Here is a 24,833-nt window from a genome sequence, read left to right as displayed (position 1 = left end):
GGTCAGTCTTTATGGGGCATGAGTGCACACCCGCTCATGCCGCGCGGATGATGCCGACGAGATAGAGCGATCCTGTCACGAGAACCCATGCGCCCGATTCCGTGGCACCTGCCAGTGCTTCTTGATAGGCTTCGAGCGGGTCGAGCATGACGATGCTCAGCAGCCCAAGGGTGTCGGCAATCGTCTTCAGCTGTTCCGGCGAACGCGATCTGGCGCCCACGGTGGTGAAGATGATCGACATATCATGCAGCGTCATCGTCGACAGCAAGCCTGCCGCGTCCTTGTCTTCCGCGATTGACATGACGGCAATGCAGGGAGCGCGGTATTTTTCTTCTTGTGAAAGGTCACTGAGAACCGCAGCAAGGTTGAACGGGACATGAGCGCCGTCCAGCACCACATTGACCTTGGCATTATCGCCGTGGCTGGTGTCGACGGCGAACTTTTCGAGCCGTCCTGGCAGGCGAGCAGCTTCGATCGTTGAGGGATCGAGGAGCTGTTCTCCAAGAGGCTCCGACATCGCGCTTGCGCCCTTTGTCATGACGCCCATTTTCCCGAGTTCATCCAGAACCGCGCCCGCCAGGGCAACATTCCGCTGCTCAATCGTTGCGTCGGCCGGCACGGTGGGGCGCCGCACGGCACAGCCGAGTTCTGCTGCCCGAGCGGATACGACAGCACCCGCCTCGTCCGCCTCCGACAGGAGTGTGACGACCGTCGCACCGCGCTTTATGATTCCTGCCTTTTCGAAGGCAATGGCCGCGCGGGTTTTGCCGAGGATTTCGGTGTGCTCAAGATCGATATTGGTGATAACCGCGACATCGCTTTGAACGATATTGGTCGAGTCCCATCTCCCTCCAAGTCCGGTTTCGAGAACGGCCCACTCTACCCTTTCCGACCTGAAGATCAGAAAGGCCGAGACCGTCAGGATATCGAACCAGGTCGCCCCCTGCCCGTCCGTCGCCTCCCGCCTTGCGTCTTTGAACGCCGTCAGCGCTGCCCCGAGCGCGTCCGCCAGGCGCTCCTCGCCGACCGGACTGCCATCAATGCTAACCCGCTCGGTCATGTGCATGACATGCGGCGAGGCATATCGCCCGACGGAGAGCCCCGCCCGCGCAAGACCCGCTTCGATCAGGGCACAAGTCGAGCCTTTGCCCTTGGTGCCGGCCACATGGACGATACGGAAGCTGTTCTGGGGATCGCCAAGCCGACGAGCGAGATCGCGCATCGGCTCCAAATCGACCCGCATATCTCCGCGCGGTCGGCGCTCCCAATTCGTGAGTTGATCAAGCTCGGCTAAAGAATTCGAAAGCCGTTCACTTTCGATGTGGGACGACATGGGGCACCTTCTCAAACATGATCCAGATGCCCAGGCGAGCGGCCAAACTCCTGCGCTCCCCGGTGGTATCCACCTTCATCGCCAGTCACGCAGGCCGTCGATGCTAGCATAGATGATTCTGAAATCCAGAGCGGCGCTCGTGTGAACTGCAAATTGCGGGCACCTGGATGGAGGTACCGCTCAAAAGCCGGGATCTGCTCGAACTTGATCCATGCGGCGCCGATTTACCGAGCCCCCCTGCCAGCTGCGCCTCGGTTATAACTTTCCTGCAGAAAAATTATAACCGGAGGAAGGATGCGCTTTCGGCCGGTTCTAAAGCGCAATGCATCGAACTTGATTCATGCGACCCCATGCACCCTTGGAAAATCCTCCTCTTGATTTCGTCGGCGCAATGTCTATTTTGACCATATATGGTCATTTAAAATAGAGAACTGCAATGTCGACAATCAGCGTGGCAGAGGCAAAGGCCGGTTTCGCCGGTCTGGTCGATGAAGCGGCAAGCGGGGAATTCGTGACGATCACGCGGCACGGAAAGCCCGCTGCCGTGCTTGTGTCCGTCGAAGCGGCCGAGGCGGCGAAAAGGGCTTTGAAGAAGCCACGGCCGAATTTCGGGGATTTCCTGTTGACGTTTCCCGGCGGGGTCGAGCTGGAGCGGAACCCTTCGAAAATGCGCGATATCGATCTGTGACCGCCTATCTTCTCGACACGAACATCATCTCGAAGCTCGCGCCGGGCAAGGCGCCGGCGTCCGATCCGGTGCGGGCATGGTTTCATGAGCAGGGCGAAGCCGATAGCCTGTTTCTGTCGGCTCTGTCAGTCGCGGAGATCGAGAAGGGAATGAGGAGCCTTCACCGTCGCGGCGGGATCGAGCGGGCAAAGCGCCTTTCGACATGGCTGGACGTCATCACCGAGAGTTTCGGGGATCGGATCTTGCCGATGGATACCGTTGTCGCGCGCATCGTCGGCGCTCTGGAAGATGAAGCCGAGAGCCAAGGCCGTCATCCCGGCCTTGGCGATCTCTTCATCGCGGCGACCGCACGCGCCTACGACCTCACCGTCATTACGGAAAACCTGCGGCATTTCCAGCCGCTTGACGTCGCTGTCGATCTTCCCGCCGCGTTCCGGTCGGAATGATCGTTGCCGTCATTTTTCGTCAGCTGAGAATTTCGGTAAACATTGGCAACCCTGATTTCGGGAATGATGATCGAGGGTTACAGCTGGTCGGAGTGGAGTGATTCACGTCCCGAACAACAACAATAATCTCAAAAGCCCCGCATTGCCGGGCTTTTTCGCGTTCGAACGTGACGCCAAAACACGCTCTGTTCCGCCCCATCGTTGCCAATCATTGCCGTACCGCAACCGAACCGCATTTGGAGGATGCGCAACCAAGATCGGAACACACTGAGAAGACGGTAGCCTGAACTGGCGGCCAATGCCAATGGCGCCGTCCCGCCGCGCTCAGTTAGCCGGAGCGCTCGTCAACCCAGTGATGCGTGCCACGCCGACCGTCTTTTAATACCAGCGCCCTCGGCCGTACCAGCCGCCGCCGCCTAGCAAAAGAAGTATCACAACGATGATGAGAAGGGTTGTGAGATCCATGTGCGTTCTCCTGGGAGGACCATCACCATCTCGTTTGCGCCTGACGGGCGTTGCTCATGGTGGGACTCCCTCGCGTATAACGGCGCTGGCCGGGGTTGGTTCCATTCGATGGCCCCAGGCGACGGGGGTCCGCTCGCCAATGATTGCATCTCCTGATAAGATCAGCATCACAGCCCCGATCTGGAGGCCTCGCATGCCCTGCTGCAGGGCGCTCGCTCCGTTCGTCATCGCCGCTCTCGTGGCCCTCGGTCCGCTGCCGGCTGGAGCGCAGGACAATGCTGCGCCACCGCCGGCGGCAATCTCCCACAAGGCCAAGCTTTGCCAGATGTGTCACGGTAGGAAAGGTCTGCCGACTGTTAAGAACACGCCGATCATCGCCGGCCAGCACGAGTCCTCTTTGCTGATAGCTTTGCAGGAATATCGCAATGGAGCGCGCGCCGACGACCTCATGGGCCGGATCGCGAAGAATCTTTCCGACGACGACATGAAGGCGCTTGCGGCCTACTTCTCCGCACTGCCCTGGCCCGCCTATCGCGAGCCGGCCGACGCAGCGAGCATTACCCGCTTCCAAGCGCTCGACGTCGAGAAGAAGTGCACCTCGTGCCACCGGGAGGGTTTCGTCGGATACGCCAACACTCCGCGCGTCGCAAATCAGAAGCTGGACTACCTGATCAAAACCCTCTCCGACTTTCACGATAACAAGCGCCCGAACATGCCCCGCATGACGGCCTTGGTGCGCAATTTTTCGGCCGACGACATCGCTGCCATGGCTCACTATCTTGCCGGCCTCTGACGATCAGTTCGGGGTCGGCGATCCACCAAATCGGGCCGCCGAAATAGCGATCACTGCGTTACGGCGATCGGCACCTCTTTGCCCACGAACTAAGCATCGTATGTCCGCCGATATGGTGGAGCGACAGCCCGGGAGCCAATTCATCGACCTTGTCGTGGATTAAAGGTCTCCATCAAACAGGCGTCGGACCATCGCACAGACATCGTCAACTTCGTTCACTACGGGGAGAGCTGGTCGCAAGAGATGATCAATCGTTGCCGTGCAAAAATCGGCATAGCAGCGCCAGAAACGAAAAACCCCGCCGGAGCGGGGTTTCTAGCTGGTCGGAGTGGAGTGATTCGAACACTCGACCCCCACGTCCCGAACGATCCGCTTCAGTAATCGAGTCACCTTGCTACGCGGCCTTTCCGATTGAATTTGTTTTTCTTTTAGCCACCGGCGTTGATTCTCGTTCACTCCAATTCATTTTCATTTTGTCGTTTTCTGTCGATTTCTGTCGGGTGTTCTTGTCCTGTTTCGGCTTCGTCTCACGCAACTTCACCGCGTGGACCCCCGTCGATTTCCTCAGCGGATCGGAGATTGCTTCGGCAATTTTCTGAAGGTCTTCCTCACGGTGTTTCGCATAAGTCTTCACCAGCGTCTCGGTGCTCATGCCCAGGTAAGCGGCGATGCTCGGAAGCGGAAGGTCCTTCTGAGCACAGAGCCAAGTGGCTGCTGAATGTCGGAACGTATGGATTACAGACTCGGTATTGTCGCCGAATGTATCTTCGAAAATGGCCTTCATGCCATCCTTCACGTTACCCGGCTCCTCCTTCCCAAGCCGGTGGTAGGGGTAAGCACAAGGATAGATGATGCCCTCATCACGCCACCGGACCAGCCGCTTGACGACGATTTCAGGGATCGGGAAGTCAGGTGCCTGCTTTGTTTTGTGTCTAACCTCTTCTTCTCCAAGCCGGTGATATCGACCCTTCCACAGGAGCTTACCAGTAACCTCATCAACTACCTGATAGAGGTCGATCCAAGGGCGGTCTGCGCGGCGACAAACAAGGTGAGACTCGTATTGCCTCACCCAAGAGTGTTCCCGGAGAATAATGCCGTTGCCTCACTCGGATGTTCTCGAATGCCTCACGGGTTGTTACGATCTTGTCCCCGCACCTGGTGCAAGGTGACGGAGGTAGCGAAGCCGCTCGCGAGCGCGCCCTCAATAGCGCTGTAGCGAGCGGGCGGCTTCGCGGGCGTTCATCATGTTTTCCGCGGGTTGTCGAAGGCCAACCTGGCGGTAAGAGCCTCACTGCACGACCTCTACGTTTTGCGTCTGCCGCGCGGCATCGGCGAATGGCCCGAACACCAGCGCATTGGCCTGTGTACTGCGCCAGATCTTCATTCGACGCTGCACGGTCCGAATGAGGCCGTCGGGATACACGCCGGGGTATTTGACCTGCAAGCGTTCAAGCAACTCTCGCGAAGTTCGCCAAGGCTCCGCCTCGAACCAATCCTCGAGTTCGGCAGTGACGGCGAGTAGAGGATCGGGCCTCCGCCGCTCTCGCTTGGCCGCTGGCTTGGAGCGGGCAGTCGGTTTCACTTCACCACCACGCCAAGCAATCCGTAAGCCAGACAGAAAGTCTTCGAGCGGTAATGCCTCGCCGTCGGTGGCAGGCGGACCATCAGGCTTGTCAGCAATTTCGACCAATCTCTCTTGTGCCAGCCGTATGTCGCGGAGCAGCCGAACCGGATCGAGCGTCAGGTACATCGCCTTGAGCCGAAGGCATGTATCCTCCGGCGTGCGTGCGTCGTCAAGCAGCCGCTGATAAGGCGTGGCGGGACGATGATAGCGCTTGATCACCTTGGCTCCGTCACGGTGCTTTTCTTTCAGCTTGAATGATGGCTGAAAGAAATTCACGAACAACCGCATTGAGGAATAAAGCTTGGCCAGCTCCCGGGTGGCTCGCAGCCCCTCGAAGCGTCGGTATCCAACGATCTTGCGCACGATCGCGCCATTCTTCTGCTCGACAAATGCCTGGTCGTTCTTTCGGTAGGGGCGGCAACGGGTGAGTTCGATATTATCTCGCAAGCAATACTCATGAACGCTCTCGTTCATGAACACACTGTCGTTGTCGGTGTCGAAGCCCAGCAGCGGGAACGGCAGCAACTTGCGCAGTTCGGTCAACGCAGTGATCAGTACCGTTTGCTCGCGAACCAGCAGCGGCGCGCATTCCGTCCAGCCCGTGGCTATATCGGTCAACACCAGCGTTTGCGAGAAGGCACCTCTCGCGTACGGGCCGGAATGAGAAACGAGATCAGCCTCGACAAAGCCGGGTGCGGGGTCATCCCAATCCGAGAACGTTCGAACGGGAACACTACGCCGAATCGCCGTTGATCCTTTCCGGCGCCGCGGACCCGTGGCGCTCGCTTTAATCTCCTTGAGGACTCGATCAATCGTCGCTGGGCTCATCGTCAAGAGTTGCCGGCGCGTCTCGCTATTCATATCGCCATGTCCATGACGTTCCATCGCTTCGATCAGTGTTGGCAACAGGGGGTGTAGTCGCTTGCCGCAAATTCGATCCGACGCCTCCCAAACAACGACGAGCGCCGCCCGCACGTCATCGCCGTAAACCCGGCGCCCTGGCCGAGGACCACCCTTCGCCGGTTCGCGTTCTCCTCGCAGCAGTCGCATCGCATGCTTGCGATGAAAGCCCGTGAGCGCCACGAACTCGTCCAACATCCTCGCCTTCTCGGCCCGCCCGCCTAACACATAGCGACAACTGATCGCCGCCACCAATTCCACACGTGTCGCCATGCTTACCTTCCTCATCAAAGCTCCCGAGGTTGATTCGTCGGGAGCAATTTAGATGAGGCAATAACCCATTCTCAGGGAGCAGTTCAGGCGAGGCAATGCGGCGTCTCATCCTGATCGTCGCGCTATAGGCGGTCCCCTTCATTGTAAAATGATACGCGCTCGATCTTGTCTTTGCGCGATCCAGTCGTGATTGCGAGGAAGGCGAAGCGGGCAAGGTGCCGCCGGGTCGGCAGGTCCTTGACCGGCTTACCGTTGACCCAGCCCATGCCCTTGCGACGATACGCCGCCCTGATGATGCGACGGACGTCCGCCAACGTGAACTGATGCTTTCGAGGGTCATACTTCGGTGGCAGGTGGATATGAATTTTGTGACGGATGAATTCGTAGGTGACCGCAAAGGTGACGGCCGCGCTAAGCTCCTCCAGATAACGTCTAGTACCACGCCACAGAGATTATGACGGTTTGTCTTATCGTAGAATTGGCAGGGCTTCTGGTGGGATGAGAAGTTGGATGCTGCGTGCGGCGCCTGGCACGCGAGATATAAAACCCGCCTTCTCGAGGGTCAGCACCATCTGGTGAACAGACGGAGCCGTAACGCCGAAGTGGCGACGCATGTCGGCTTCGGCCGGAGGCTGTTTGAAGATGCGGCTGTAGGCGTAGATGAAGGCCAGGTACTGGCCTTGGATCTGCGTAAGGCCCCGTCTTGCCGTTGCGGCTTGCGGGTCAAGTGAGGGACTCATTTTGGGATTCATCTGCGTCTCCACGCTGAAGGAGGTGTCGATGAATATAAAGTTTCACATAGAGCTTAGCCAATCGGAACGTGACCAACTGGCCGCTTTGTTGAGCGGGGGGTGCCACAGGTCGCGCAAGATCAAGCGCGCCCAGATCCTGGTCGCAGCGAACGAAGGCTTCAGCGACGAGGTGATCGCGGCAACCTTGAACGTCAGCGGATCGACGATTTACCGGACCAAACGCCGGTTTGTGGAAGCCAATCTGGAAGGGGCGCTCAGCGAAGAACCGCGCCCGGGTGTTGAGCGCAAGCTATCGAGCAAGGAGGAGGCGCTGTTGGTAGCGACCGCCTGCTCAAAGCCGCCGCCCGGGCGAGCCCGCTGGACCCTGGAGCTTCTGGCAGATGAGATGGTCCGGCTCACCGATCATGACCAGTTGTCCTCGGAGACCGTGCGTCGCCGGCTGGCTGAGAACCATCTCAAGCCTTGGCGCAAAGACATGTGGTGCATCCCAAAGATCGATGGGGAATACGTCGCGCGCATGGAGGATGTTCTCGACCTCTACGCAGAAACGCCTGATCCACAAAGGCCCGTGGTCTGCTTCGACGAGAGCCCGACCCAACTCATCGGCGAAGTGCGCGAGCCCATTGCGGCCAAGCCTGGCCAGCTTGAACGCTACGATTGCGAGTATCGCCGAAACGGCACGGTCAATCTGTTTGTCTTCATGGACGCCCACCGGCCCTGGCGCAGGGTGAAGGTCACCGATCGGCGAACCAACCAAGACTTCGCCGAGTGCATGCGCGAACTGGTCGACGTCGATTATCCCGACGCGCCGATCATCCGCGTGGTGATGGACAACCTCTCCACTCATTCCGCCGGGGCGCTTTACGACGCATTTCCCGCCCCGCAAGCTCGAAGGGTGCTGAAGCGACTGGAGTTCCACCACACGCCCAAGCACGCCAGTTGGCTCAACATGGTCGAGATCGAGATCGGTGTCCTGCGTAGCCAATGCCTCGACCGTCGTATCGACAACAAAGACACCATAATCGCCGAAGTCGCAGCCTGGGAGCAGCAACGCAACGCCCACGGCGCAAAGATCCAATGGATGTTCACAACCGAAAATGCCCGCAAAAAGCTCCGTAAAGCTTACCCCGTCAAAGAGTCATAATCTCTGTGGCGTGGTACTAGATGCAGACCGTCGATAAGGAATCGAGGCCGGGTTGAAGGGCTCCAAAGGTTCAGGCGGCTTGCTACGCAGCGGCCGTAAAACACGGTTCCACCCACGTCCGGTAAGGTCGGCGACGAACTTCTCTCTCGCTGCCGCCTTCTTCTGGAATGCTGCAAGCTTGCCCTCATAGATCGCATATTGTCGATCATGAAGCGCCTTGGCTCGTGCGATTTCACGAGTATGGACAAACTTGCCGAAATCCAGGCAACGGACGCGGCTGACTGAATCGAGCGGCAGGTCCTCGAAGAATTCGAGAAGCACCGCAAGGCGGCCGAGAACGTCCTCCTGTCGTACCAGTTCGTTCGGATAATCGTCATCGGGCACGAAGTTTTCGATCCGGCGGTCGATATAAAATGCAATCAGATCAGCGACGGTGACATCTGAAGTCGACTGTCGCGTCATCATCAAGCGGCCACCGGCCCTCTTTTCATCTTCGTAGGCCTTGGCTTCGGCGAAAGCTCTTTTCTCGCCAGTCTTTTCGCCGCCGAAACCAAGGCTCCACCGATACTTTGGTGCGCCAGGTTCAGGGTCGATGATATGCCATTTGTCGATCTTCTTATCGTACCAGGGCCGGATACCGTCTGATTTGCGCCCCATCCTACTTCCCTCTCTTTTTCGCCAGCGCAGCCTTCATGGACAGGAGCTTCGCCGACGCGTTGGCTACCGACGCCCCACCCTTTTGCTTTTCGTAGTTGGTTTTTGCCGCCGGAGGCTGATACCGAATTACCCTTGACGTTCTGCGCACGCCCTCAGACAAGCCGAGCCAATCTCTCAGTGCGGCGGGCGTGACATACTGCTTCTCAGCCTTCCAGATGCAGACGAGATGCCCTTTGGATATTGCCAGCCGCAACGAATTGAGGGTGAAATTCGGTCCAGGCACGTCGCGCTGCGGGTCCTTTCGGAGAATGCCACCGAGCAGCGGGTGGCAGACGGCACGACGAATGGGCACCAGCTCCGTCTCTGAGGGTATCCAGAGCCGCAAAGCTATCCTCGTCTTCTCGATATCGCGGCGGACCTGTTGGGAACGCAAAACGGTATCGGCCACGCGCTTGGCGAGGTCGTTGATATCATCCATGTACTGGGGCGTTCCTGTTTTAAGACGGGCGGACGATAGCTGTCGGACGACGTGGAGGCAATACGGTCAAACAAAAAAGCAAATATTTTTCAATTAGTTAGCTATACAAATGTCCACCAAATTTGAATTTGGATGACATTTGTATATTTCGCGGCTGATCGATCATCACTAACCGGTTGTTCCGAAATGCGATCAGTAACAAAGCCAGAAATCCCACCTGATTACTGATCACGCGCCGTAGAAAAATTATTCTACGCGACTGTCGGACCAGCGCGATCTATACTCTTCACATGACCGCACCAGACCTCTCCCGCATCCGCGATGGCTACGACGACGATATCGCCGAGCTTCGACGTCGCTGGACTGACGAACAGATCACGGATGCATTGGAAAGATATCGTCACGGCGGAATGGATCGCGACACCGTAATGGCAGCGCTCGATATCGACTACATCGGGACCCTGTACGAATTGATCAGCGTCTACCAGATTGCGGCACCGGAACCTGATCGACAGGAGGAGGAGTGCCAGGCTACGATGATGAGGCTCCTCCTCGACGGGAAGGAAGTCCCGCCAGAGCTGCGGCAACCGGCAAGCTGGCGCGTGCGTCATTAGAGAGTTCGGAAGTTAAGGCAGTTTCGCATCCGTTCGAGGGAGAAGATGCCTGGATTTACTTGTCTTTCGGCATCTCGTCCCAGTCTTCCGGCTCGGCGTTTGGGACCTTATCCAAGATTGCACGAGCCGCATCCTGTCTGTCGGCGGCATTCAGGATATCGGCGGGATCAGCAATCACCCCTGGTTTAAAGATGCTCCCGGCATCGAAGCCCAGGCTCTGCACGAGTTCTCCCATCAATCGGTCGACTTCATCGTCTTGCTCTTCAGAGCCATCGTTATCCCAACTAACGCTGTACCCGGGGCGGTGATCGACGCACATCTCCAACCTGAATTTGATGTCGCCAATGGCTGCGATCCGATCTAGAAACGCGAGCAATACGGGATACTGCTGCTCATCGAGAATGACCGAGCAGCCGGGCGCGATCAAGTTGCCAGCCAAAAATTCGAGTGTCGTTGTGTAGTCGCTCAGCTGGTCGTTCGCCGGTCGCAGTAGTCTCATTCTCGGTCTCCCCGCTGTTGCCTCGACCAAGCGTCGACATCGAGAATTACACCGTCCCGAGCCGGATCAGGCTCGCCGACAAGATGCTTGTGCCGGTCGCAGAGGGTGAGGCAGATTGAGTAGCCAAACTGCAACCGCGCTGGCTCTCCGCACTCCTGGCAAGTCCTTAGGCTCTTTCCGTAAGCAATCCCCTTCCGCTCAGCGATGTACGTAGCGATCTCGTCGCTGCAATCGTAGAATAGCCTCATCGCTCCAAATTTCTCTTTTCCCCAACGAAGCCGTGTTCGGTATCCGGCATTCTGAAACTCGCGCAGCCCGTCGCAGAATTCCCTGAGGATATTGGTCCAACCTGGCCCAAACTCCAGATGTCTCGCGCCCGGTCCGGAGTCTTCAGTGTAGACGTCCGCATACTCAATCATGAAATCTTCAAAGCGGCGGCGTCGCAGTTCAGCCCTGAAAGGCTCGATGTCAACGGGCGCGAAGACGATGTCTTTAAAATCTTTGGGAACTGACGGGGTTGGTATGGTATCGCCGACGTCAACGATGTGGACTAAAGTCACAACGTCAACCCCAAGGACATCGGCAGCTTCTCGCAGCGTCATCAAATCAGACATCTCGGCTCTCCATAAGTCTAATAACTGCCGGGAGGTTGAAGTCTTCATCGAGCAATTGCTCGACAGTCAGCGGACAGGTGGTCGGGAAATCCGGAACCTCGATCTTGAGTTCGACAAGCATGTCGACAGCTCCGCGACGCGCGAGCTTGTACGTCCGCGCCAGATCGAGGTGATGCTCCAGCGAGGGAGACGACGCTAATACTACGTCCGTGTGTGCGGAATAGGCATCTCGAATCCAACGGTTTTGCTCAGGCGCTCCCGCAGCCAGCAGCAGCAGGTTGTTCAATAGCTGATACAAATGACGCGACATATTGCTGATTTCTATCCTGCCGAGCGCTTCGATTTCTTCCGCGAGATTGTCGGCATCGAGACCTGTAGGCGATGGATCGAGAGCACGTAGCAGCGCCGCTTGATCTCGTGTCCATTGAACGAAGTCGGTTTCATAGGACATCCCGGCTCCTCCGATGAATATCGAGCGCTAGTTCCCTAACCCGACGCTTCAGCTCACGGCTCTGGTTCCCGCTCCACGGCGTGTCGTCGCAGTCGATGACGAGGCCACCCTCTTCGTAAGCAGTGTGCAAGCAGATGGATGGTTTTGTCTCGCCGTAGATTTCTTTTACATGCTCGAAGTATTCGTCGATCAACGGCAGCCATTCTGACCTGACGATGATCTCTGCATCGGCATGGATGAGATCGGGGTGACGATTGCGAAGATCAGACTCCCTCATCGGGCCCCTCTTTGCTGCGTTCGAGCCAGTGCCGGTCGCACAAGGTTTTGCGCCAGGCCGACCGTCGAAGCTCCCCTGCGAGACCGCACTTTTCACATATGTGCGAGGCCCGTTCGATGGCGACACGCTCAGCCTCTCGACAATGTTCCTGAGCGGCGGGATCGCAACGATAGACAAGATTCAAGCCGCCCCATTTTTCAGACGCCGAGATAAAGCCGTAGCCCGGCTGCCCGGAGCACGCGTCATGGAAGCGCTCGATTACGCGATGCCAACCATGTTCGCAGTACATCCGTGTCCGCAGCTCTCGCATGTGCGCAGTGTATGCAAGCAAGCCGACGTGCACGGCGATGCAATAGTAAGATCGGTCGCCGTGCACGTCAGTGTGATGGACGCCGAATTGCTCACCGCAGCCGTATGCCCAATGCTTGATCGCTCCGCCAGCCCGTTGCTCATCGACAGGATGGACGTCGGCGAAAGCATGGATATCGTCAACGATCTTTTCGCCGTGATTGTGCCAGACCTTGTCGTATTCGTGCCGCCACGGCTCGATGTCCCCTTCAACTTCCGGCCGACGCGCGACACGCGGATACAGTTCCTTCAAAAACGGCTCCGCAATCACCTGGATGGGCTCCATGCGATACACCTTCCGGCGATCTGGAACGACGCGGCCGCCGACGATACGTTCAGGCATCTTCGGCCTCCTGACGCTCGCGTTCGACTGCCCAGAGGATGTCGTTAATCCGCAATGTTGTATGAAAAACGACAAATGCTCGCTCGATACCAGCGAGATGCGCAAAGAACGGCGTGACAAATTCCTTGCGACGCTGAAGCTCCCGGCGCTCTTCAAAAGACAGCTCGACAGTTGCTGTAAGGTACTGATTAGCTGCCTCATTGATCCGGTGGGCTTCGCGGAACCGGGCTGTGATCAGATGAAGATAGGCAGCTTCCTGCTCTGGGGTGCGGACGATATCAATCATGGAATACATCTCCCTTTCGTCCGCGTGCGATCCATTCCCGGCGTTGATCAGCATGCCGGGGGCACAGCGTTTGGAGATAGCCCGCGAAATTATCGAGCTGTCCGGCGTCACCGCAGATTTCGCATGTCTGGACGCTCCTGCTCGTGAAGCGCTCGCGGATGTCGGATAGCTCGTTACCCAGAGCCTTCGGGAAGCTGGCGGACTCCCAGCGCGGTCGGACGTAGATGCGTAGATCGCCGAGTTTTTCTTTGATCTGACGAATGTTCGCCTTTGCGATCCAGCCGTGACGGCCGAGAGCTTGCTCGATCTGGTCGAGGCTTTCGGCGATCAACGGGAGCCAGCCATTTTCAACGGAGAAAGCAATATCGGGCGGCAGGATGCGAGCGTGCTTCTCACGGAGTCCGGCGATGTAACTCTCGCGATCAAAGTTCTCAGGAAGCATCCGAGCCTCCCAGATTGTGCTTGCGAGTAGCCTCATCCGAAAGCACTTCGAGGTCTGAGATCATTTCGTTGATTGACATCTGGATGCCGAGGAAAACAGCTTCGAGGTTCTGATAACAGACACGGACGAACAGAGCTTCACCGTCGAATTCGATGCGCGTGATCAAGACTTTGCCGACGATATCCTCACTTTCGACGAGCTTGAGGATAGCTCGAAGAGTTGTCGACAGAAGGTCCCAAAGGTGTTCGGGAACCCCCAGGTCGATTGCCGAACCATGGCCTTCTGGAAACAAGGACGCGACTTCATCATAGAGCGCCTGCTCACGCGCGGCCTTCTCGGCTACTCCCCCGGCATGCCCGATACAAAGGACGCGCTTACCCTCCATTGCGCCAGGGTTTCCGCAGATTTCACACGTCTGCTGGCTCAGCCCATACAGCTCACGTTGTGCGATCCGCAACGTGTTCATCTGTTCCGGATGCCAGCGCGACATCTCGGGAAACACGAATGCGCGGCAACCATCCGGGCAGCGCTCAAAACGGATCGAGACGCTGTCTGTCAGGTCGCCGATGCCGTCCATCGCATGGAGGAAATTCATGATGAGCTGGGTCCAACCATCAGGCAGTCCGTCGATACTGTGATGATAGTAAGCACGGTGCATTGTGCGGATGCGGTCGATGTTGTCCGGGCTCATGCGACACCTCCCGCATGCTCTTCGCAGTAGACGCCTTCGTTCGTCCCGCCCAAAATCCGCATCCGCAGATGGCCTTCGCTGCCGCATACGCTGCAGGTTTCCTGGGTCGATCTGTGGAAGGCGAGGAGTGCCTCGACGCATTCCAAGGCACGCGTAGGGTGCCACTTCCCGGGTGCCATGATCGGCATCGCAAATGCGCTCGCGCTTGACGAGCCGACTTCAACGCGCAGGTTGACCCAAGTGATAAGTCCCGGCGACATGAAGTTTGAGGGTCCGACTGTCGACAGGCGGTACATGCGCTCCAGCAGGTGGACGAGCGGCTCTGTCCAGCCGTCAGGCAGGTCTCGCATGCTGTCATGGAAAAGGTATTCGTATTCACCGCGCAGGCGGTCGGCGATATCACGGATCATTGCAAAGTCTCCCGGTCGTACGACTCACGCAAGCGTTCGCCAGCATGATGCTGGCACAATCGCTGCTGGCGACTTCCGTCGTACTCTTTGACAATCATCGCGCTAGATTCGCCGCACTCTTCGCATGTGCTGTTGCAACCTGCGTTGAAGCGCTGGATCGCTTCGACAAGTGCAATTGCTTTGTCGCGATCCCAACCTCCCAACGTGTTGACCGTCGCGAAAGCGACCGCGAACCCTCCGTAAGCCTGGATTTTTAGCGGGACCGGGCTTCCGTAAACACCGTCGACGTGTGGCTGAATAGCATTGAGTTCAACAAGCAAACGCTCGGCGACTCGCGTCCATCCGTCGGGCAACGCCATGACGTCGTAGCAGCAGAGGTGCGGGTAGAGATTGCGGAGACGATAGAAGTTTTCCTTCTTCATGCTACGATCTCCGTCGATTTTTCGAAACGCTCGATAGCTTTGATAAGCCGCAGACCCTGGTCGCCGGTCCAGTTTTCAAAGGGCTCCACAGGCCGCACGTAGACTGCATAACGGCCTTCGATAAAAAGCCACTGTACATCGACGTAAGGGCGCAGAGCGTCGAGCGGGTGGTGTACAGGATCGAGCTTCTGAATATCGCGAAGGTCACAGTAGAGTTCGTTGATGGGACCGAGCCAGTCCTGGGGCAGTGCCAGCAACTGCTCGTCAGCGTATTGCGGAAAAGCCTCGATCAGGCGGTTGACGGAGTGCTGGTTCATGCCGCGATCTCCAGCGACGTCCCCGCTGTCAACTGCTTGAACGTGCGAGGCGCAAACCCGCAATCGGGCATGTCGACGCCGACATCACGGCTGCGACCAAACGCTTCGAGCTTGCTGTGGCTGTGGCCGAAGAAATGAAAGCTGCCGTTGTGCGACGCGTTCCACACGCGCTGTGCATAGTGGGCGAGGATCACGCGTTCGCCCTCATCGCGTGCTTCCATGTAGTGCGCCGGAGCCGCAGCCCAATCCAGCGCGGCCAGCGTCGGATGAATAGAGCCATCGCTCCGGACGTCATGGTTGCCGAGCACCAAGAACTTGCGTCCGTGCAGCTGCGCGAAGATCGACTGAACACGTCCGGCATCGCCGAGCCCGAAGGCGAAGTCACCAAGGTGATAGACGATATCGTCCTTGCCGACCGTTGAATTCCACAGGTCGATGAGGGTGCGATCCATCTCTGCGACGGCGACGAATGGGCGACTGCCGAAGGTGAGCATACCCTCATGCCCAAAGTGGGTGTCGGCAGTGTAAAACTTGCGGGTGAACGCCATAGTTGCGAGTCCTTTAATCCAGTCGATACAATCCGAAAGCCCGCACGCGCGGACACCAAAGCCGTCAGGCTCTGGATAGGTTTTCGGCTATTCGTATCGTCAGGACTCGCATTTCGATGTGCCCTTTCGAGGCATTTGTGGCTGCGATTACACAACCACAAGGGAGTCCCCGAGTAAAGCGAAAAATCAACGAAGGTTAACCGAAAGCTTCTGCTGCTCCTCCTTCTTCTCCAGTATATCCCTAGCATCCTCACTAAGATCGGAACGATGAACAGCATCGTCGCGAACTGATGACAGAGCGATGATCCGGCCGTCATCGTACTCTTCTTCGCCTGGCTCCAGGGCTGTCCGTCTCGGGCCGCCTTTCAGCTTGTGATCGATCATGTAGCGCATTGCATGGCGGACGCTTTCGGCACCGGACACGTTGAAGAAGGCCTTGCCGAAAAGCCGCGCGTGCCCCGGCGGAAGATCACGAGGCCGATGGCACATCAACATGAGCGTTTTCGAGACCAGCCCATCGAGCTTTTGGTCGATATGGTGGATCAGTGGCCAATTGATCGACATCTCACCGACGATCCCCTTCTCGACCCAACGTTTGATCTGGTCATCAGACCAACCATATGGCGGCCAATAGTCGACAAAATCATAGAACTTTTTAGCCTCGATCTGCAGCGCCGGATCGAGAGCGAAGCGCCAGCTGGGCAGAATTTTATCCGGGTCGATCATGAGTAAATCTCCGTACCTTTTTTGACGGCTGAAAGCTTGTTCAGGAGAGCGCACCACTCTTCGTATGTCGGATGGATATCGGTACTCCAGGTGCCGTCATGGCCGTTCTCGTCAGCGTAGTGGGAGACCAGGGTGAATGTTCTGGAACCCTTCCATCGCAGGGCTCTTAACTTCTCGAAAATCCGGCTCTCCAGTTCGTCCACTGACAAGCTGAAATAGACATTGGCTTTGGTGCAGGTCTCGAAAGTCACCGGCTCCTCGGCCACCGCCTCCGGTACGTAGATCGCGTCATGTAGCTTCTTACTTACTTTGCGACGCCGGTCGGTTTTCCAACCTACGCGGTCGCGGCGACCGTTATCGGCGTTGATTTCTATGTAGGACCGTTCATGGCGCGGGAGCATTTCTAGGTGCTCCAGGAGATCGGGCTCGACGACTTCTTCGGAGAGGAAACCCCAACAAGCAAAGTCCGCTCCTTCTGCTTCGATGGCCATCAGCAGGCTTTCACCGCGATATTGACGCGTCTCGAAGCCTGGCGTCAGAGCCTTGTTGTCGAGCGCTTCCTGGAGCGCGACGAGCCAGAGGTCAAAGATTTTCCAATGGACGAGATGGTGCATTGGCGAGCCCTCGACGCCGAAAGCTTTCGTAGCCTTCAACCAGGTGTCGGACCGAACCTGATACTTGGGCTCGTCTTGACCTCCGCGCCGGAATTCGGTCTTGCCGTAACGAACGCGGACATTGTGCATAGACGGCGGGTTGACGGTGATCGTGAACTTATACGCGCTGATCTTCCGACCTCGGACAGCTTCATATTCGGGCTTAACAGCGACTGAAAACTTCCGGACATTTTTGGTGTCCTCAACGAAGGTCGATGTCGCGAACTTGGTCAGCTTCCCGATGTTGTATTTGCCGGTCTCCTCATCTTCCGGGAAATCGATCTCTGAAACCAATCGGCCGGGCTCGATCAGAAGTTCAAATGTGTTTGCCTGACCCGGTTTCCATTTCCGCTGGGCGGCTTCTAAGGCAAGCCACTTATATAATGGAGCTGAATACCTGCTGCTCATGCCGTCCGTTGTCAGTGGAACGAGTTCAATATGGGCATAGCGTCCGACACCCAGGTCTCGCATCAGCTCACGGATCGGTTCCGGCCACTGCCAACCGACTACGGTATCCTCCCCCTTCACTTCCAACCAACTCGTCACGATTTTGACGCCGATAAAGCGCGGACCCGATGCCAGGGTGTAGGATAGCTTGATCTCCCCCAGCTTTTCGAGGGACGCTACGATGTCTGCGGTCTTTGCATGAGGCCCCAAGAACCGGCGGAGCGTCGACAAGCACATGCGGTATGCTCGCTGCTCCATCGACTTGTCGTGCTCGTATGACCAGCTTTGAAGGTATTCGTACACGCCGTGGTCGAAGGCACTCATTGTATGGTCGCTGTCGACCTTCACCCCTTGCAGCATTGCCATTGGTCGCGGGCTTTCGGGCGCGAGGTCATGGACAAGGTGCGGGGTCTCCGCAATTTTGGAAAGGCTACCGCGTGCGGATGGCTGGAAGTTTTGCCTTTTTGGCAGAGGTCTCGATAGAGCGAGAGAAGGCAGCGGCGGACGGTTTGAAACTGACATTTGCGTTTTACATATTGATTTATTCCAGTGTCAGTTCATCGGCGGAAATAAATCAAGAGGTATTTATTCCCTCCATTCCTCGGTCGCAGGAATAAATGAAATACGCGTCAACAGAGTGTGTGGGAATTTGGGAATAATAAAAAACGTCAACATTGGTGAGTGTGGGGATTTGGGAATATTAATGGTTCCAAATCCCAGGAAATCGGCCTCCCTGTCCACGCTTTTGCTCCCTAATACAAACAGAAGGGGACGCGAGCGCTGCTTGGGTCTGCCTGGCTTGCCGGAGATGCTGCGCATCATTCTGTTTGGAGTGAGGCAGGGAAGGCAGAGTGGCCTGCTGCCGGTTTATCGGACACGAGGTTAAGCTAATCCCACCTTTGTTTCAAAGTCATTGGGGCTGAGATAGCCCAGTGTCGAGTGGCGACGCTTCGGGTTGTAGAAGCGCTCGATGTAATCGAACACATCGGCTCTGGCGTCATTCCTCGTGCGATAAACCTTCCGTGCCGTTCTCTCCGTTTTCAGTGAGGAGAAGAAGCTCTCCATTGCAGCGTTGTCCCAGACATTTCCAGAGCGGCTCATCGAGCAGGTGATGCCGTGATCTCCCATGAGGCGCTGGAACTGCTCGCTGGTATATTGGCTGCCCTGGTCGGAGTGATGCAGCAGAGCATCTGGTTTTCCTCGACGCCATATCGCCATGATCAGCGCATCTGTGACGAGTTGGGCTGTCATGTTGGCATTCATCGACCAGCCGACGACACGGCGTGAGAACAGGTCGATGACGGCTGCGACATACAGCCAGCCTTCCGCGGTCCAGATATAGGTGAAGTCAGCCACCCATTTCTGGTTCGGACGGTCTGCCACGAACTGGCGGTCCAGCACGTTAGGCATGATGACGGCACGGTCACCGGCATCCTTTGGCAAGCCACGCCGCCTCGGTCTTGCCCTGAGCGCATTCAAGCGCATCAGCCGCTCAATACGATGGAGGCCACAGGATAACCCTTCCTCCAGCACATCGTGCCAGACCCGTCGGGCACCATAGGTGCGGTCGCTGGACTGGAAACTCTGCTTGATCCTTTCCAGCAGGACCTCGTCATGGCGTGCATGTTCGCTCGGAGAACGATTGAACCAGGCGTGGAAACCTGAACGAGAAACTCCCAGCGCTTCACAGAGCCATGCCACCGGCCAGATCGAGCGGTGCTTTGCAACGAACGCGAACTTCATATCGCGTCCCTGGCAAAGTAGGCTGCGGCCTTTTTTAGGATATCGCGCTCTGCCTTCAGCTTTGCGACTTCACGACGGAGCCGCTCGATCTCAAGCTGCTCCGGCTTCATTTGCCCTTTTCCAGGAAAGGATTGGCTGGGATCGTCGCCGTATTCCCGAACCCATTTGCGCAACACATTCTCGTGGACATCAAGATCACGGGCAGCCTGCGCAACGGCAACCCCACGCTCCCTGACCAGCTTCACCGCCTCAAGCTTGTACTCGCGGCTGAATATTCGTCTTTGCATTCATGCTCTCCGGTTTCAGGAGGAACACCTTAACCTCGTGTCCATGAAACCGGCAGCAGGCCAGTAACCCCAAACGTAACTCTCGACGTCACGTTCGAGCCTGTCGTTCAACACTTCATCATAGATCGACTTGACCGAGCGCAGGCCTGTCGCCATGAACAGTTCCTTGACCGTCATCTGACCGTTCATCCAACGATCAATTGCCTCGTTGATATCCATCAGGCAACCGCCTTCCGCCGTGCGGCCGCCAGGTACGTTGCCGATGCAGCACGCAAGCGAGCATTTTCGGCCTTCAACTGCTCGATCTCGGAGGCCTGAGCAACGGCGACGTCGCACAGGTCTTGTGCCCGGTTGATCGCGACATTCAGCTGGTAGCGGAGGACCTGTGAATTCGAGGATTCGCGAGCCTGACGCATGGCCTGGAGACCGGACATGTGGGCATTAACAGCACCGGCTGCCAGCACTCCAAAGATCGCGGCCGTCTGACCTGCCGCGACGCCAGCGGGATTGCGAGAGGTGAACATATTCGACATGACCGGCTCCTTTTCAAATCTAACGCGATCATGATCGGATCGTGCGAGTAAACAACCTATTAAAATGATCGCTAAATACAATATGTAAATGCGGATTTTTCAAGATAAAACGCAACAACTTCAGTTGCTTGTGACAAACGCGGGGCAGATTTCAGATTTTGCCCCGCATTTGTCACATCGACTGGTCGCCGATATACTTTATAAGATATGAGTTTTAGTTTCCGGATCGTTTATAATTCATTGGTTATCGTGGTGGCTTCCCCACGATCCAGCGATTGTTGCCCTTGGAGCCGCACTTCCGGCACCGCAATAATGGAGCTAGGCCACTCACAATCATTGAAGGATATTTCGCTTCGAGCCAGTCGCGATCCACCCAGCCTTCGCGTTCACACCGGCTGCAGCGACCGCCGATTAACGCCCACGAACTCAATTCATCGAACCCGTGAGCGATATCGTGCAGGTCTGCAACTTCCTTCGGTTTGTCGACGACAACCGGCGGGTCAGGCATGCGTGTCAGATCGATGCTTCGGCGGTGTTTCACAGGCTCCACTCCGGTGGCGGAATACGTTCCTCATTTGTTCCCATCCGCGATAATGTCAACACTTGTCCAGGGCCGTCCCAAATCGGCGCTTAGCGATCTCTTCGGGCGTCGGAGTTGATGCGTATTTCCGAAAAGCTCATTTAAGGTTACACGTCATCGTGGCGGAGGGGCAGACGATGACGAGATTGATGTACATAATAGCGTTCACGGTAGCGATGGTGTCGCCCGTGTTTGCTCTGACCGGCGCTCAGGTGAAGCAGTCCAGTCCTGTCTACGGCCGAGCCTATATTTGGGGCGTGCTTGAAGGATACCTGTTTATCGGAGGTTCGGACGACCCGGTCAAAGACCAAGCGCAGCAGCAGCTACGTCTCAAGTGCTTAATGGATGCGAAGATCACAGACTCGACATTTTATGAGGCGGTCATGCATCATATTGATCGTACCCCTGCCAACCTGACCGAACACGCTGTCGGGGCTGTTCTGCAGACGCTCGTCGAGATGTGTGACAGGTAGGTGCCCAGCACCGGTCAGTGCATTTTTCAGCAAATGCTGATGTGATCCTGCGAAAGACTCACCGCAGCACCAATCATCGGCAGGTCAGCCTCCAGACATCTATCGCCCAACGCATATATCCGGGCGCAAGGTCGTCCGCGAGGTCGCCCGAAACTCCATCTGTGCCAACGCCTATTCCGACTTTTTTCCCGTCACCCCTGTCCAGACCTTCTACAAGATAGATAGGCTTGCCACCACTCACGCAGTAAACCTTGGCACCCTTACCGATCTTGCCGTCGTGCTTGTAAGTGATGACGTAGCCGCTCTGACCGGCAGTCGACCAGGCCTTCTTTTTCAGCACTGCCAAATCGTCGGCGTGTGCGACAGATGTACATAGTGCGCTCATTAGGGTGACTGCGAAGCGCTTCATTCGATTCTCCATTCCGCGTCTACAGGTTGTAGACGGTATCGGATTCGAGTAAATGTGGAAGGACATATCCCGACAGCCTCAAAAAATAACTGTCGGGATTTCTGTCGGGTCCGCCTATTTAGGGCCTAAAATCGCTTTCAAAAATTCGGGAAAAAGCGAGCAAATTCAGACTGGTCGGAGTGGAGTGATTCGAACACTCGACCCCCACGTCCCGAACGTGGTGCGCTACCAGACTGCGCTACACTCCGTGACCAGCGGCGCTTCTATAGAACAGCCTATCTGGTTGCACAAGCACCAAATTCCAAAAAGCCGGCGGAAATTTTGACGGGGTTGTGACGGGTTTACGGATGAGCGGCTGCAGCAAAAAGCCACACCTCTCGCAAATCGAACGGAAGCCTCTCAGGAGCAATTTTCTTTTGCCAGGTTCCGCGCTAAAGGGCAGACGGGACAGGCGAAACCGCTGCGACGGCGGCTTCGCAGCCAATGCGCTTGAGATCAGGGACGACACGATGAATTTCCGCACCATGACCGCGGCCGGGCTTGCAATTGCGCTTGCCGGATGCACGACCATTCCTTCCGCCGGCAATCCGATCGAGGCCCGCTGGGTCGGCAAATCGGCCGGCATCTTCTTTGCCGCCTACGGGCCGCCTATCAGCGACAGCGAGCAAGGCTCGAGCACCATCTATACCTGGCGCGGCGGCTACAAGACCGTGCGCATTCCGGCGAAATATGCCGAAGGCGCCGATGGCAAGCGCGGCAAGCAGATCGCATCCGCCCGCACCGCCTATCTGCGCTGCCAGGCCGAAATCACCACCAACTCCGACTACACGATCCGCGACATCCGCACCGTCGCCGACATCCCCGGCGTCAACGGTCCGTCCTATTGCGCAGAGTTCCTGGCGCCCGAACAGAAGTAAGCGGACGGTTTGCCCGAAATGCGGAAACAGGCGGCCCGGATGCCGCCTGTTCTTGTTTTGGCAAGTGACCGCGCCGGTTCATTCATTTCATCGAAGCCGACTGGGTCAGCCCTGCGCCTCTTTTGGCCCGGAGCCTTGCCCAGAACCGATCGGTTTAGATCCTTTACGGTCGATCGGTTCCGCCTAAGCCGTCCTTGCGATTTATGAAAGTTTCGGCTTCATCCACCACGCGTTCCTTGACGGCATCATGAGCATCGGACGCAACATCCACGGCCTTTTGATAGACCTCCGACGCTACCTCTTTACCCTGCGCGACGACGCCCTGCGCCTGATGGCTGAGGGTGTCTTTCGCGCTATCTGCGGCTTCCCCGACCCATTCATCCTCGGTGTCAGTGTGCGGCAACGCCGCGCCGATCGCCGCTCCGACCGCGAAAGCCAGAGCTCCGCCAACCAGCGGCTGGTCGCGGAAATGGATGAGGATCGCCTCGTTGAGCTTGCTCGTTTGCTCCTGAAGACTGGTCGCCGCCGAAGAGGATCGGCTCGAAAGCGAGCTCGCCACGCCAGACGCACGGGCGGTCAGGTCGCTCGCGGCGTTTTTCGCCTGCTCCCATTTCTCCGCCGCCCAGCCGGTTGCCGCGTCGAGCATTGCACCAGTCTCGTCGGTGATCTGACTGATCTGTTTTCCGCTAGCGTCGGCGAAGCCGCGATAGGTCTTGCCTGCCTCGTCCATGAAATGGCCGGCACGCCCCCCTGTTTCGTCAGTCAACGCTTTCAACCTCTTGCCGGATTCGTCGGCAAAATGGCTGTAACGCGCTCCGTTTTCCATTGCCGGCGGGCCAATCCTGCGGACCGGGCCAGTCGCCGGATAAAGCGGGTATTCAGGTTCCTCCCTCCAGGTCGCCGTGTCGCCGGATGACGGGCTGCCTTTTGCCATGAGCCAGGCGAGGCTCACGCCCATCAGCGCGACCGGCAGAGGGTTCGCCTTGAGGGCGTGGCCAAGATTGCTGACATATTCTCCGCCGCCGCTTCCCTTGGCGTAGGCAATCACCTCATCGATCAGCTGGCCTGGCGACATCCGTTCCTGGATAGCGTCAATCCGGTCTCCGATCCGGCGGCGGTCCTGGTCGATCTCCCGCTGAAGCTCGGCCGATGTTTTCTCCATTGGATTTTCCATCAGATTTTGTCCTTCACAACATCAACGTCGCGGCGAAGCGAGGCCGCAGTTCGATCCAGGGTCATGTTGCTGCCGCGAAGTGCGGCGAGGCCTCGGGAGATCAATGCCCACGCGATGCCGGCAATGATGATGCCGACGATCAGCGAGGCGAGCGCACTGGCCGTGGTTTCGCTAAATCCCTGTGTCACGAGGAAGGCCGCGAGACCGCCGACAAGGGCACTCAGCAGGACGCCGACCGCCCCGATTGCCAGGACCAATCCGAAGAGGAGGATCTCCACGCCGCTGAGCGCCTGCGAAAGTTTTTCCGAAGCCTCCGTCTTGGCAAGATCGATTTCCTTGCGGAGCAGGCCCGTGACATCACCAACGAGGCCACTGACGAGTTCGGAGAGGGGCGTGTTCTCTGAAGATTTAGCCATTGTTCTCGCCTCCGGTCGTTGCTGGGCCGGAGCGACCGATTGATGGTTCGCGCGACGCGACAGTTGTTTGCCTTTTCGCCGACGCTGTGAGGAAGCGGCTTGCGGCCAGGCCCGCAAGTGCGGCGATGCCGAGAAAGGCGAGCGGTTGTTTGCGCCCGAACTCTTCGGTCATGTTGGCGAGTTCGCCGATGTTCTTGCCTTCCATCCGCCGAGCAACAGTCTGCACGCTCCGCCCGATTTGCTTGGCGTATCGTCCGACTTCTGCCTGACCGGAGCTTTCCATTTCGGCGCCGGCCTTCTCGAGCGCCATCGCAACACCGCCGACCTGGCGAGCGGCAAAGTTGGTGCGTTCGGAAATGACTTCCTTGGCTTTTTCGACGGCGGTGTCGGCACCGTCCCTGATCGTTTCCTTGACGGCGGAAACATCCTCGCTCACCTTCGCTTCCAGATCGGAAATGGACGTGCGCGTTCCCGGCGAAGAACCGGAAGCTGAGGATGAGGACGGGGTCAGCGCGGACGCGCTCCCCCCTGCCGGATCTGTGAAATCGTTTTGCATTTCGAACCTCCCAATTCGTGCCTGCAACTGCCTAAGCCCCAAACCATGAATGGCCCGCTTTGTTCCCGGTGCGTCCGGCGATTCCAAGTCTTGCGATTTGCCAG

At 57.4% G+C, this 24,833-nt stretch carries 34 protein-coding genes, 1 tRNA gene and 1 riboswitch; of the genes, 7 read left to right on the top strand and 28 right to left on the bottom strand.

Features of this window, described 5'->3' with window-relative positions:
• Positions 1-34 precede the first annotated feature (34 nt).
• Positions 35-1,243 carry a bifunctional folylpolyglutamate synthase/dihydrofolate synthase gene (locus BA011_RS01095; RefSeq protein WP_237352539.1) on the bottom strand — a complete coding sequence of 403 codons (1,209 nt, stop codon included), beginning with the start codon at positions 1,241-1,243 and terminating at the stop codon, positions 35-37.
• Positions 1,244-1,354: 111 nt separating this feature from the next.
• A riboswitch (ZMP/ZTP riboswitch) is annotated at positions 1,355-1,432 on the bottom strand.
• A gap of 337 nt (positions 1,433-1,769) precedes the next feature.
• Here BA011_RS01095 and BA011_RS01090 point away from each other — a divergent pair.
• The 3 genes from BA011_RS01090 (at position 1,770) to BA011_RS01080 (ending at position 3,725) form a co-directional block, all read left to right on the top strand.
• On the top strand, positions 1,770-2,021 hold the full coding sequence (locus tag BA011_RS01090; RefSeq protein WP_065279120.1) for a type II toxin-antitoxin system Phd/YefM family antitoxin: 252 nt from the start codon (positions 1,770-1,772) through the stop codon (positions 2,019-2,021).
• Positions 2,018-2,467: a type II toxin-antitoxin system VapC family toxin gene (locus BA011_RS01085; RefSeq protein WP_065279119.1), complete on the top strand. Its 450-nt coding sequence runs from the start codon at positions 2,018-2,020 to the stop codon at positions 2,465-2,467. Before BA011_RS01090 ends, BA011_RS01085 begins: the two co-directional genes overlap by 4 nt.
• Before the next feature lie 658 nt (positions 2,468-3,125).
• Complete coding sequence (locus BA011_RS01080; RefSeq protein WP_065279118.1) at positions 3,126-3,725, top strand: c-type cytochrome; 600 nt, start codon at positions 3,126-3,128, stop codon at positions 3,723-3,725.
• Between the two features lie 394 nt (positions 3,726-4,119).
• Here BA011_RS01080 and BA011_RS01075 read toward each other — a convergent pair whose 3' ends face one another.
• From BA011_RS01075 to BA011_RS01060, 3 genes are all read right to left on the bottom strand, one after another.
• The gene (locus tag BA011_RS01075) at positions 4,120-4,794 is read right to left on the bottom strand and encodes a hypothetical protein (protein ID WP_065279117.1); all 675 of its coding nucleotides are present in this window, start codon (positions 4,792-4,794) and stop codon (positions 4,120-4,122) included.
• Positions 4,795-5,013: 219 nt separating this feature from the next.
• Complete coding sequence (locus BA011_RS01070; protein WP_065279116.1) at positions 5,014-6,537, bottom strand: ISNCY family transposase; 1,524 nt, start codon at positions 6,535-6,537, stop codon at positions 5,014-5,016.
• A gap of 452 nt (positions 6,538-6,989) precedes the next feature.
• Positions 6,990-7,274 (bottom strand): LexA family protein, encoded by a 285-nt coding sequence (locus tag BA011_RS01060; protein WP_420493416.1) that lies wholly within the window; start codon positions 7,272-7,274, stop codon positions 6,990-6,992.
• Between the two features lie 28 nt (positions 7,275-7,302).
• Here BA011_RS01060 and BA011_RS01055 point away from each other — a divergent pair, with 28 nt between their 5' ends.
• Positions 7,303-8,418, top strand: a complete 1,116-nt coding sequence (locus tag BA011_RS01055) for an IS630 family transposase (RefSeq protein ID WP_065282351.1) — start codon at positions 7,303-7,305, stop codon at positions 8,416-8,418.
• Here BA011_RS01055 and BA011_RS01050 read toward each other — a convergent pair.
• Together BA011_RS01050 and BA011_RS01045 are read right to left on the bottom strand one after the other, a co-directional pair.
• Positions 8,413-9,075: a hypothetical protein gene (locus BA011_RS01050; RefSeq protein WP_065279114.1), complete on the bottom strand. Its 663-nt coding sequence runs from the start codon at positions 9,073-9,075 to the stop codon at positions 8,413-8,415. The genes BA011_RS01055 and BA011_RS01050 overlap by 6 nt on opposite strands.
• A gap of 1 nt (position 9,076) precedes the next feature.
• Complete coding sequence (locus BA011_RS01045; protein WP_065279113.1) at positions 9,077-9,553, bottom strand: hypothetical protein; 477 nt, start codon at positions 9,551-9,553, stop codon at positions 9,077-9,079.
• A 290-nt stretch (positions 9,554-9,843) separates the two neighbouring features.
• On the opposite strand from BA011_RS01045, the gene BA011_RS01040 reads away from it, so the two are divergent.
• Positions 9,844-10,167: a hypothetical protein gene (locus tag BA011_RS01040; RefSeq protein WP_065279112.1), complete on the top strand. Its 324-nt coding sequence runs from the start codon at positions 9,844-9,846 to the stop codon at positions 10,165-10,167.
• Positions 10,168-10,222: 55 nt separating this feature from the next.
• Here the strand turns inward: BA011_RS01040 and BA011_RS01035 are convergent, their stop codons facing one another.
• From BA011_RS01035 to BA011_RS00950, 17 genes are all read right to left on the bottom strand, one after another.
• Positions 10,223-10,666, bottom strand: coding sequence for a hypothetical protein (locus tag BA011_RS01035; RefSeq protein WP_065279111.1), 444 nt, complete (start codon positions 10,664-10,666; stop codon positions 10,223-10,225).
• Positions 10,663-11,280: a hypothetical protein gene (locus tag BA011_RS01030; RefSeq protein ID WP_065279110.1), complete on the bottom strand. Its 618-nt coding sequence runs from the start codon at positions 11,278-11,280 to the stop codon at positions 10,663-10,665. The genes BA011_RS01035 and BA011_RS01030 overlap by 4 nt, the downstream gene beginning before the upstream one ends.
• Positions 11,273-11,731, bottom strand: a complete 459-nt coding sequence (locus BA011_RS01025) for a DUF29 domain-containing protein (RefSeq protein ID WP_065279109.1) — start codon at positions 11,729-11,731, stop codon at positions 11,273-11,275. Before BA011_RS01025 ends, BA011_RS01030 begins: the two co-directional genes overlap by 8 nt.
• Entirely contained in the window at positions 11,721-12,008 is a 288-nt protein-coding gene (locus BA011_RS01020) for a hypothetical protein (protein ID WP_065279108.1), read from the bottom strand. The genes BA011_RS01025 and BA011_RS01020 overlap by 11 nt, the downstream gene beginning before the upstream one ends.
• The gene (locus tag BA011_RS01015) at positions 11,995-12,699 is read right to left on the bottom strand and encodes a hypothetical protein (RefSeq protein WP_065279107.1); all 705 of its coding nucleotides are present in this window, start codon (positions 12,697-12,699) and stop codon (positions 11,995-11,997) included. Before BA011_RS01015 ends, BA011_RS01020 begins: the two co-directional genes overlap by 14 nt.
• Complete coding sequence (locus tag BA011_RS01010) at positions 12,692-12,985, bottom strand: hypothetical protein (RefSeq protein ID WP_065279106.1); 294 nt, start codon at positions 12,983-12,985, stop codon at positions 12,692-12,694. Before BA011_RS01010 ends, BA011_RS01015 begins: the two co-directional genes overlap by 8 nt.
• Positions 12,978-13,427, bottom strand: coding sequence for a hypothetical protein (locus BA011_RS01005; RefSeq protein ID WP_065279105.1), 450 nt, complete (start codon positions 13,425-13,427; stop codon positions 12,978-12,980). Before BA011_RS01005 ends, BA011_RS01010 begins: the two co-directional genes overlap by 8 nt.
• Positions 13,417-14,118, bottom strand: a complete 702-nt coding sequence (locus tag BA011_RS01000; protein WP_065279104.1) for a hypothetical protein — start codon at positions 14,116-14,118, stop codon at positions 13,417-13,419. The genes BA011_RS01005 and BA011_RS01000 overlap by 11 nt, the downstream gene beginning before the upstream one ends.
• Positions 14,115-14,528, bottom strand: coding sequence for a hypothetical protein (locus BA011_RS00995; RefSeq protein WP_065279103.1), 414 nt, complete (start codon positions 14,526-14,528; stop codon positions 14,115-14,117). The genes BA011_RS01000 and BA011_RS00995 overlap by 4 nt, the downstream gene beginning before the upstream one ends.
• A complete protein-coding gene (locus tag BA011_RS00990; RefSeq protein WP_065279102.1) occupies positions 14,525-14,950 on the bottom strand; it encodes a hypothetical protein in 426 nt (141 codons plus the stop codon). Before BA011_RS00990 ends, BA011_RS00995 begins: the two co-directional genes overlap by 4 nt.
• The gene (locus tag BA011_RS00985) at positions 14,947-15,267 is read right to left on the bottom strand and encodes a hypothetical protein (protein ID WP_065279101.1); all 321 of its coding nucleotides are present in this window, start codon (positions 15,265-15,267) and stop codon (positions 14,947-14,949) included. Before BA011_RS00985 ends, BA011_RS00990 begins: the two co-directional genes overlap by 4 nt.
• Positions 15,264-15,815: a hypothetical protein gene (locus BA011_RS00980; protein WP_065279100.1), complete on the bottom strand. Its 552-nt coding sequence runs from the start codon at positions 15,813-15,815 to the stop codon at positions 15,264-15,266. The genes BA011_RS00985 and BA011_RS00980 overlap by 4 nt, the downstream gene beginning before the upstream one ends.
• A 186-nt stretch (positions 15,816-16,001) precedes the next feature.
• Positions 16,002-16,541 carry a hypothetical protein gene (locus BA011_RS00975; RefSeq protein ID WP_065279099.1) on the bottom strand — a complete coding sequence of 180 codons (540 nt, stop codon included), beginning with the start codon at positions 16,539-16,541 and terminating at the stop codon, positions 16,002-16,004.
• A complete protein-coding gene (locus BA011_RS00970; RefSeq protein WP_065279098.1) occupies positions 16,538-18,007 on the bottom strand; it encodes a hypothetical protein in 1,470 nt (489 codons plus the stop codon). Before BA011_RS00970 ends, BA011_RS00975 begins: the two co-directional genes overlap by 4 nt.
• 516 nt (positions 18,008-18,523) lie before the next feature.
• Positions 18,524-19,671, bottom strand: a protein-coding gene (locus BA011_RS00965) for an IS3 family transposase (protein ID WP_130718853.1) whose coding sequence is annotated in 2 segments (ribosomal slippage) — positions 18,524-19,422 and positions 19,422-19,671 — 1,149 coding nt in all. Because the reading frame shifts where the segments join, the coding sequence is not laid out codon by codon here.
• A 15-nt stretch (positions 19,672-19,686) separates the two neighbouring features.
• Positions 19,687-19,890 (bottom strand): hypothetical protein, encoded by a 204-nt coding sequence (locus tag BA011_RS00955; RefSeq protein WP_065279096.1) that lies wholly within the window; start codon positions 19,888-19,890, stop codon positions 19,687-19,689.
• Positions 19,890-20,204 carry a hypothetical protein gene (locus BA011_RS00950; protein WP_065279095.1) on the bottom strand — a complete coding sequence of 105 codons (315 nt, stop codon included), beginning with the start codon at positions 20,202-20,204 and terminating at the stop codon, positions 19,890-19,892. The genes BA011_RS00955 and BA011_RS00950 overlap by 1 nt, the downstream gene beginning before the upstream one ends.
• Before the next feature lie 717 nt (positions 20,205-20,921).
• Between BA011_RS00950 and BA011_RS00945 the strand changes: the two genes are divergently transcribed.
• A complete protein-coding gene (locus tag BA011_RS00945; RefSeq protein WP_065279094.1) occupies positions 20,922-21,257 on the top strand; it encodes a hypothetical protein in 336 nt (111 codons plus the stop codon).
• A gap of 73 nt (positions 21,258-21,330) precedes the next feature.
• Here the strand turns inward: BA011_RS00945 and BA011_RS00940 are convergent, their stop codons facing one another.
• On the bottom strand, positions 21,331-21,666 hold the full coding sequence (locus tag BA011_RS00940; protein WP_065279093.1) for a hypothetical protein: 336 nt from the start codon (positions 21,664-21,666) through the stop codon (positions 21,331-21,333).
• 171 nt (positions 21,667-21,837) lie between these two features.
• Positions 21,838-21,914: transfer RNA gene (locus tag BA011_RS00935), tRNA-Pro, on the bottom strand.
• Between the two features lie 261 nt (positions 21,915-22,175).
• Here BA011_RS00935 and BA011_RS00930 point away from each other — a divergent pair.
• Positions 22,176-22,583, top strand: a complete 408-nt coding sequence (locus BA011_RS00930; protein ID WP_065282358.1) for a hypothetical protein — start codon at positions 22,176-22,178, stop codon at positions 22,581-22,583.
• Between the two features lie 163 nt (positions 22,584-22,746).
• Here the strand turns inward: BA011_RS00930 and BA011_RS00925 are convergent, their stop codons facing one another.
• The 3 genes from BA011_RS00925 to BA011_RS00915 are packed head-to-tail and all read right to left on the bottom strand — an operon-like array spanning position 22,747 to position 24,729.
• The gene (locus BA011_RS00925; RefSeq protein ID WP_065279092.1) at positions 22,747-23,757 is read right to left on the bottom strand and encodes a DUF3618 domain-containing protein; all 1,011 of its coding nucleotides are present in this window, start codon (positions 23,755-23,757) and stop codon (positions 22,747-22,749) included.
• Positions 23,757-24,173: a phage holin family protein gene (locus BA011_RS00920; protein WP_065279091.1), complete on the bottom strand. Its 417-nt coding sequence runs from the start codon at positions 24,171-24,173 to the stop codon at positions 23,757-23,759. The genes BA011_RS00925 and BA011_RS00920 overlap by 1 nt, the downstream gene beginning before the upstream one ends.
• A complete protein-coding gene (locus BA011_RS00915) occupies positions 24,166-24,729 on the bottom strand; it encodes a nutrient deprivation-induced protein (protein ID WP_065279090.1) in 564 nt (187 codons plus the stop codon). The genes BA011_RS00920 and BA011_RS00915 overlap by 8 nt, the downstream gene beginning before the upstream one ends.
• Positions 24,730-24,833 lie beyond the last annotated feature (104 nt).

It is taken from the genome of Rhizobium leguminosarum, from assembly GCF_001679785.1.
Taxonomy (GTDB): domain Bacteria; phylum Pseudomonadota; class Alphaproteobacteria; order Rhizobiales; family Rhizobiaceae; genus Rhizobium; species Rhizobium leguminosarum_R.
Note: the sequence above shows the minus strand (reverse complement) of the source record. Positions and strands in the feature narration are given on the sequence as shown.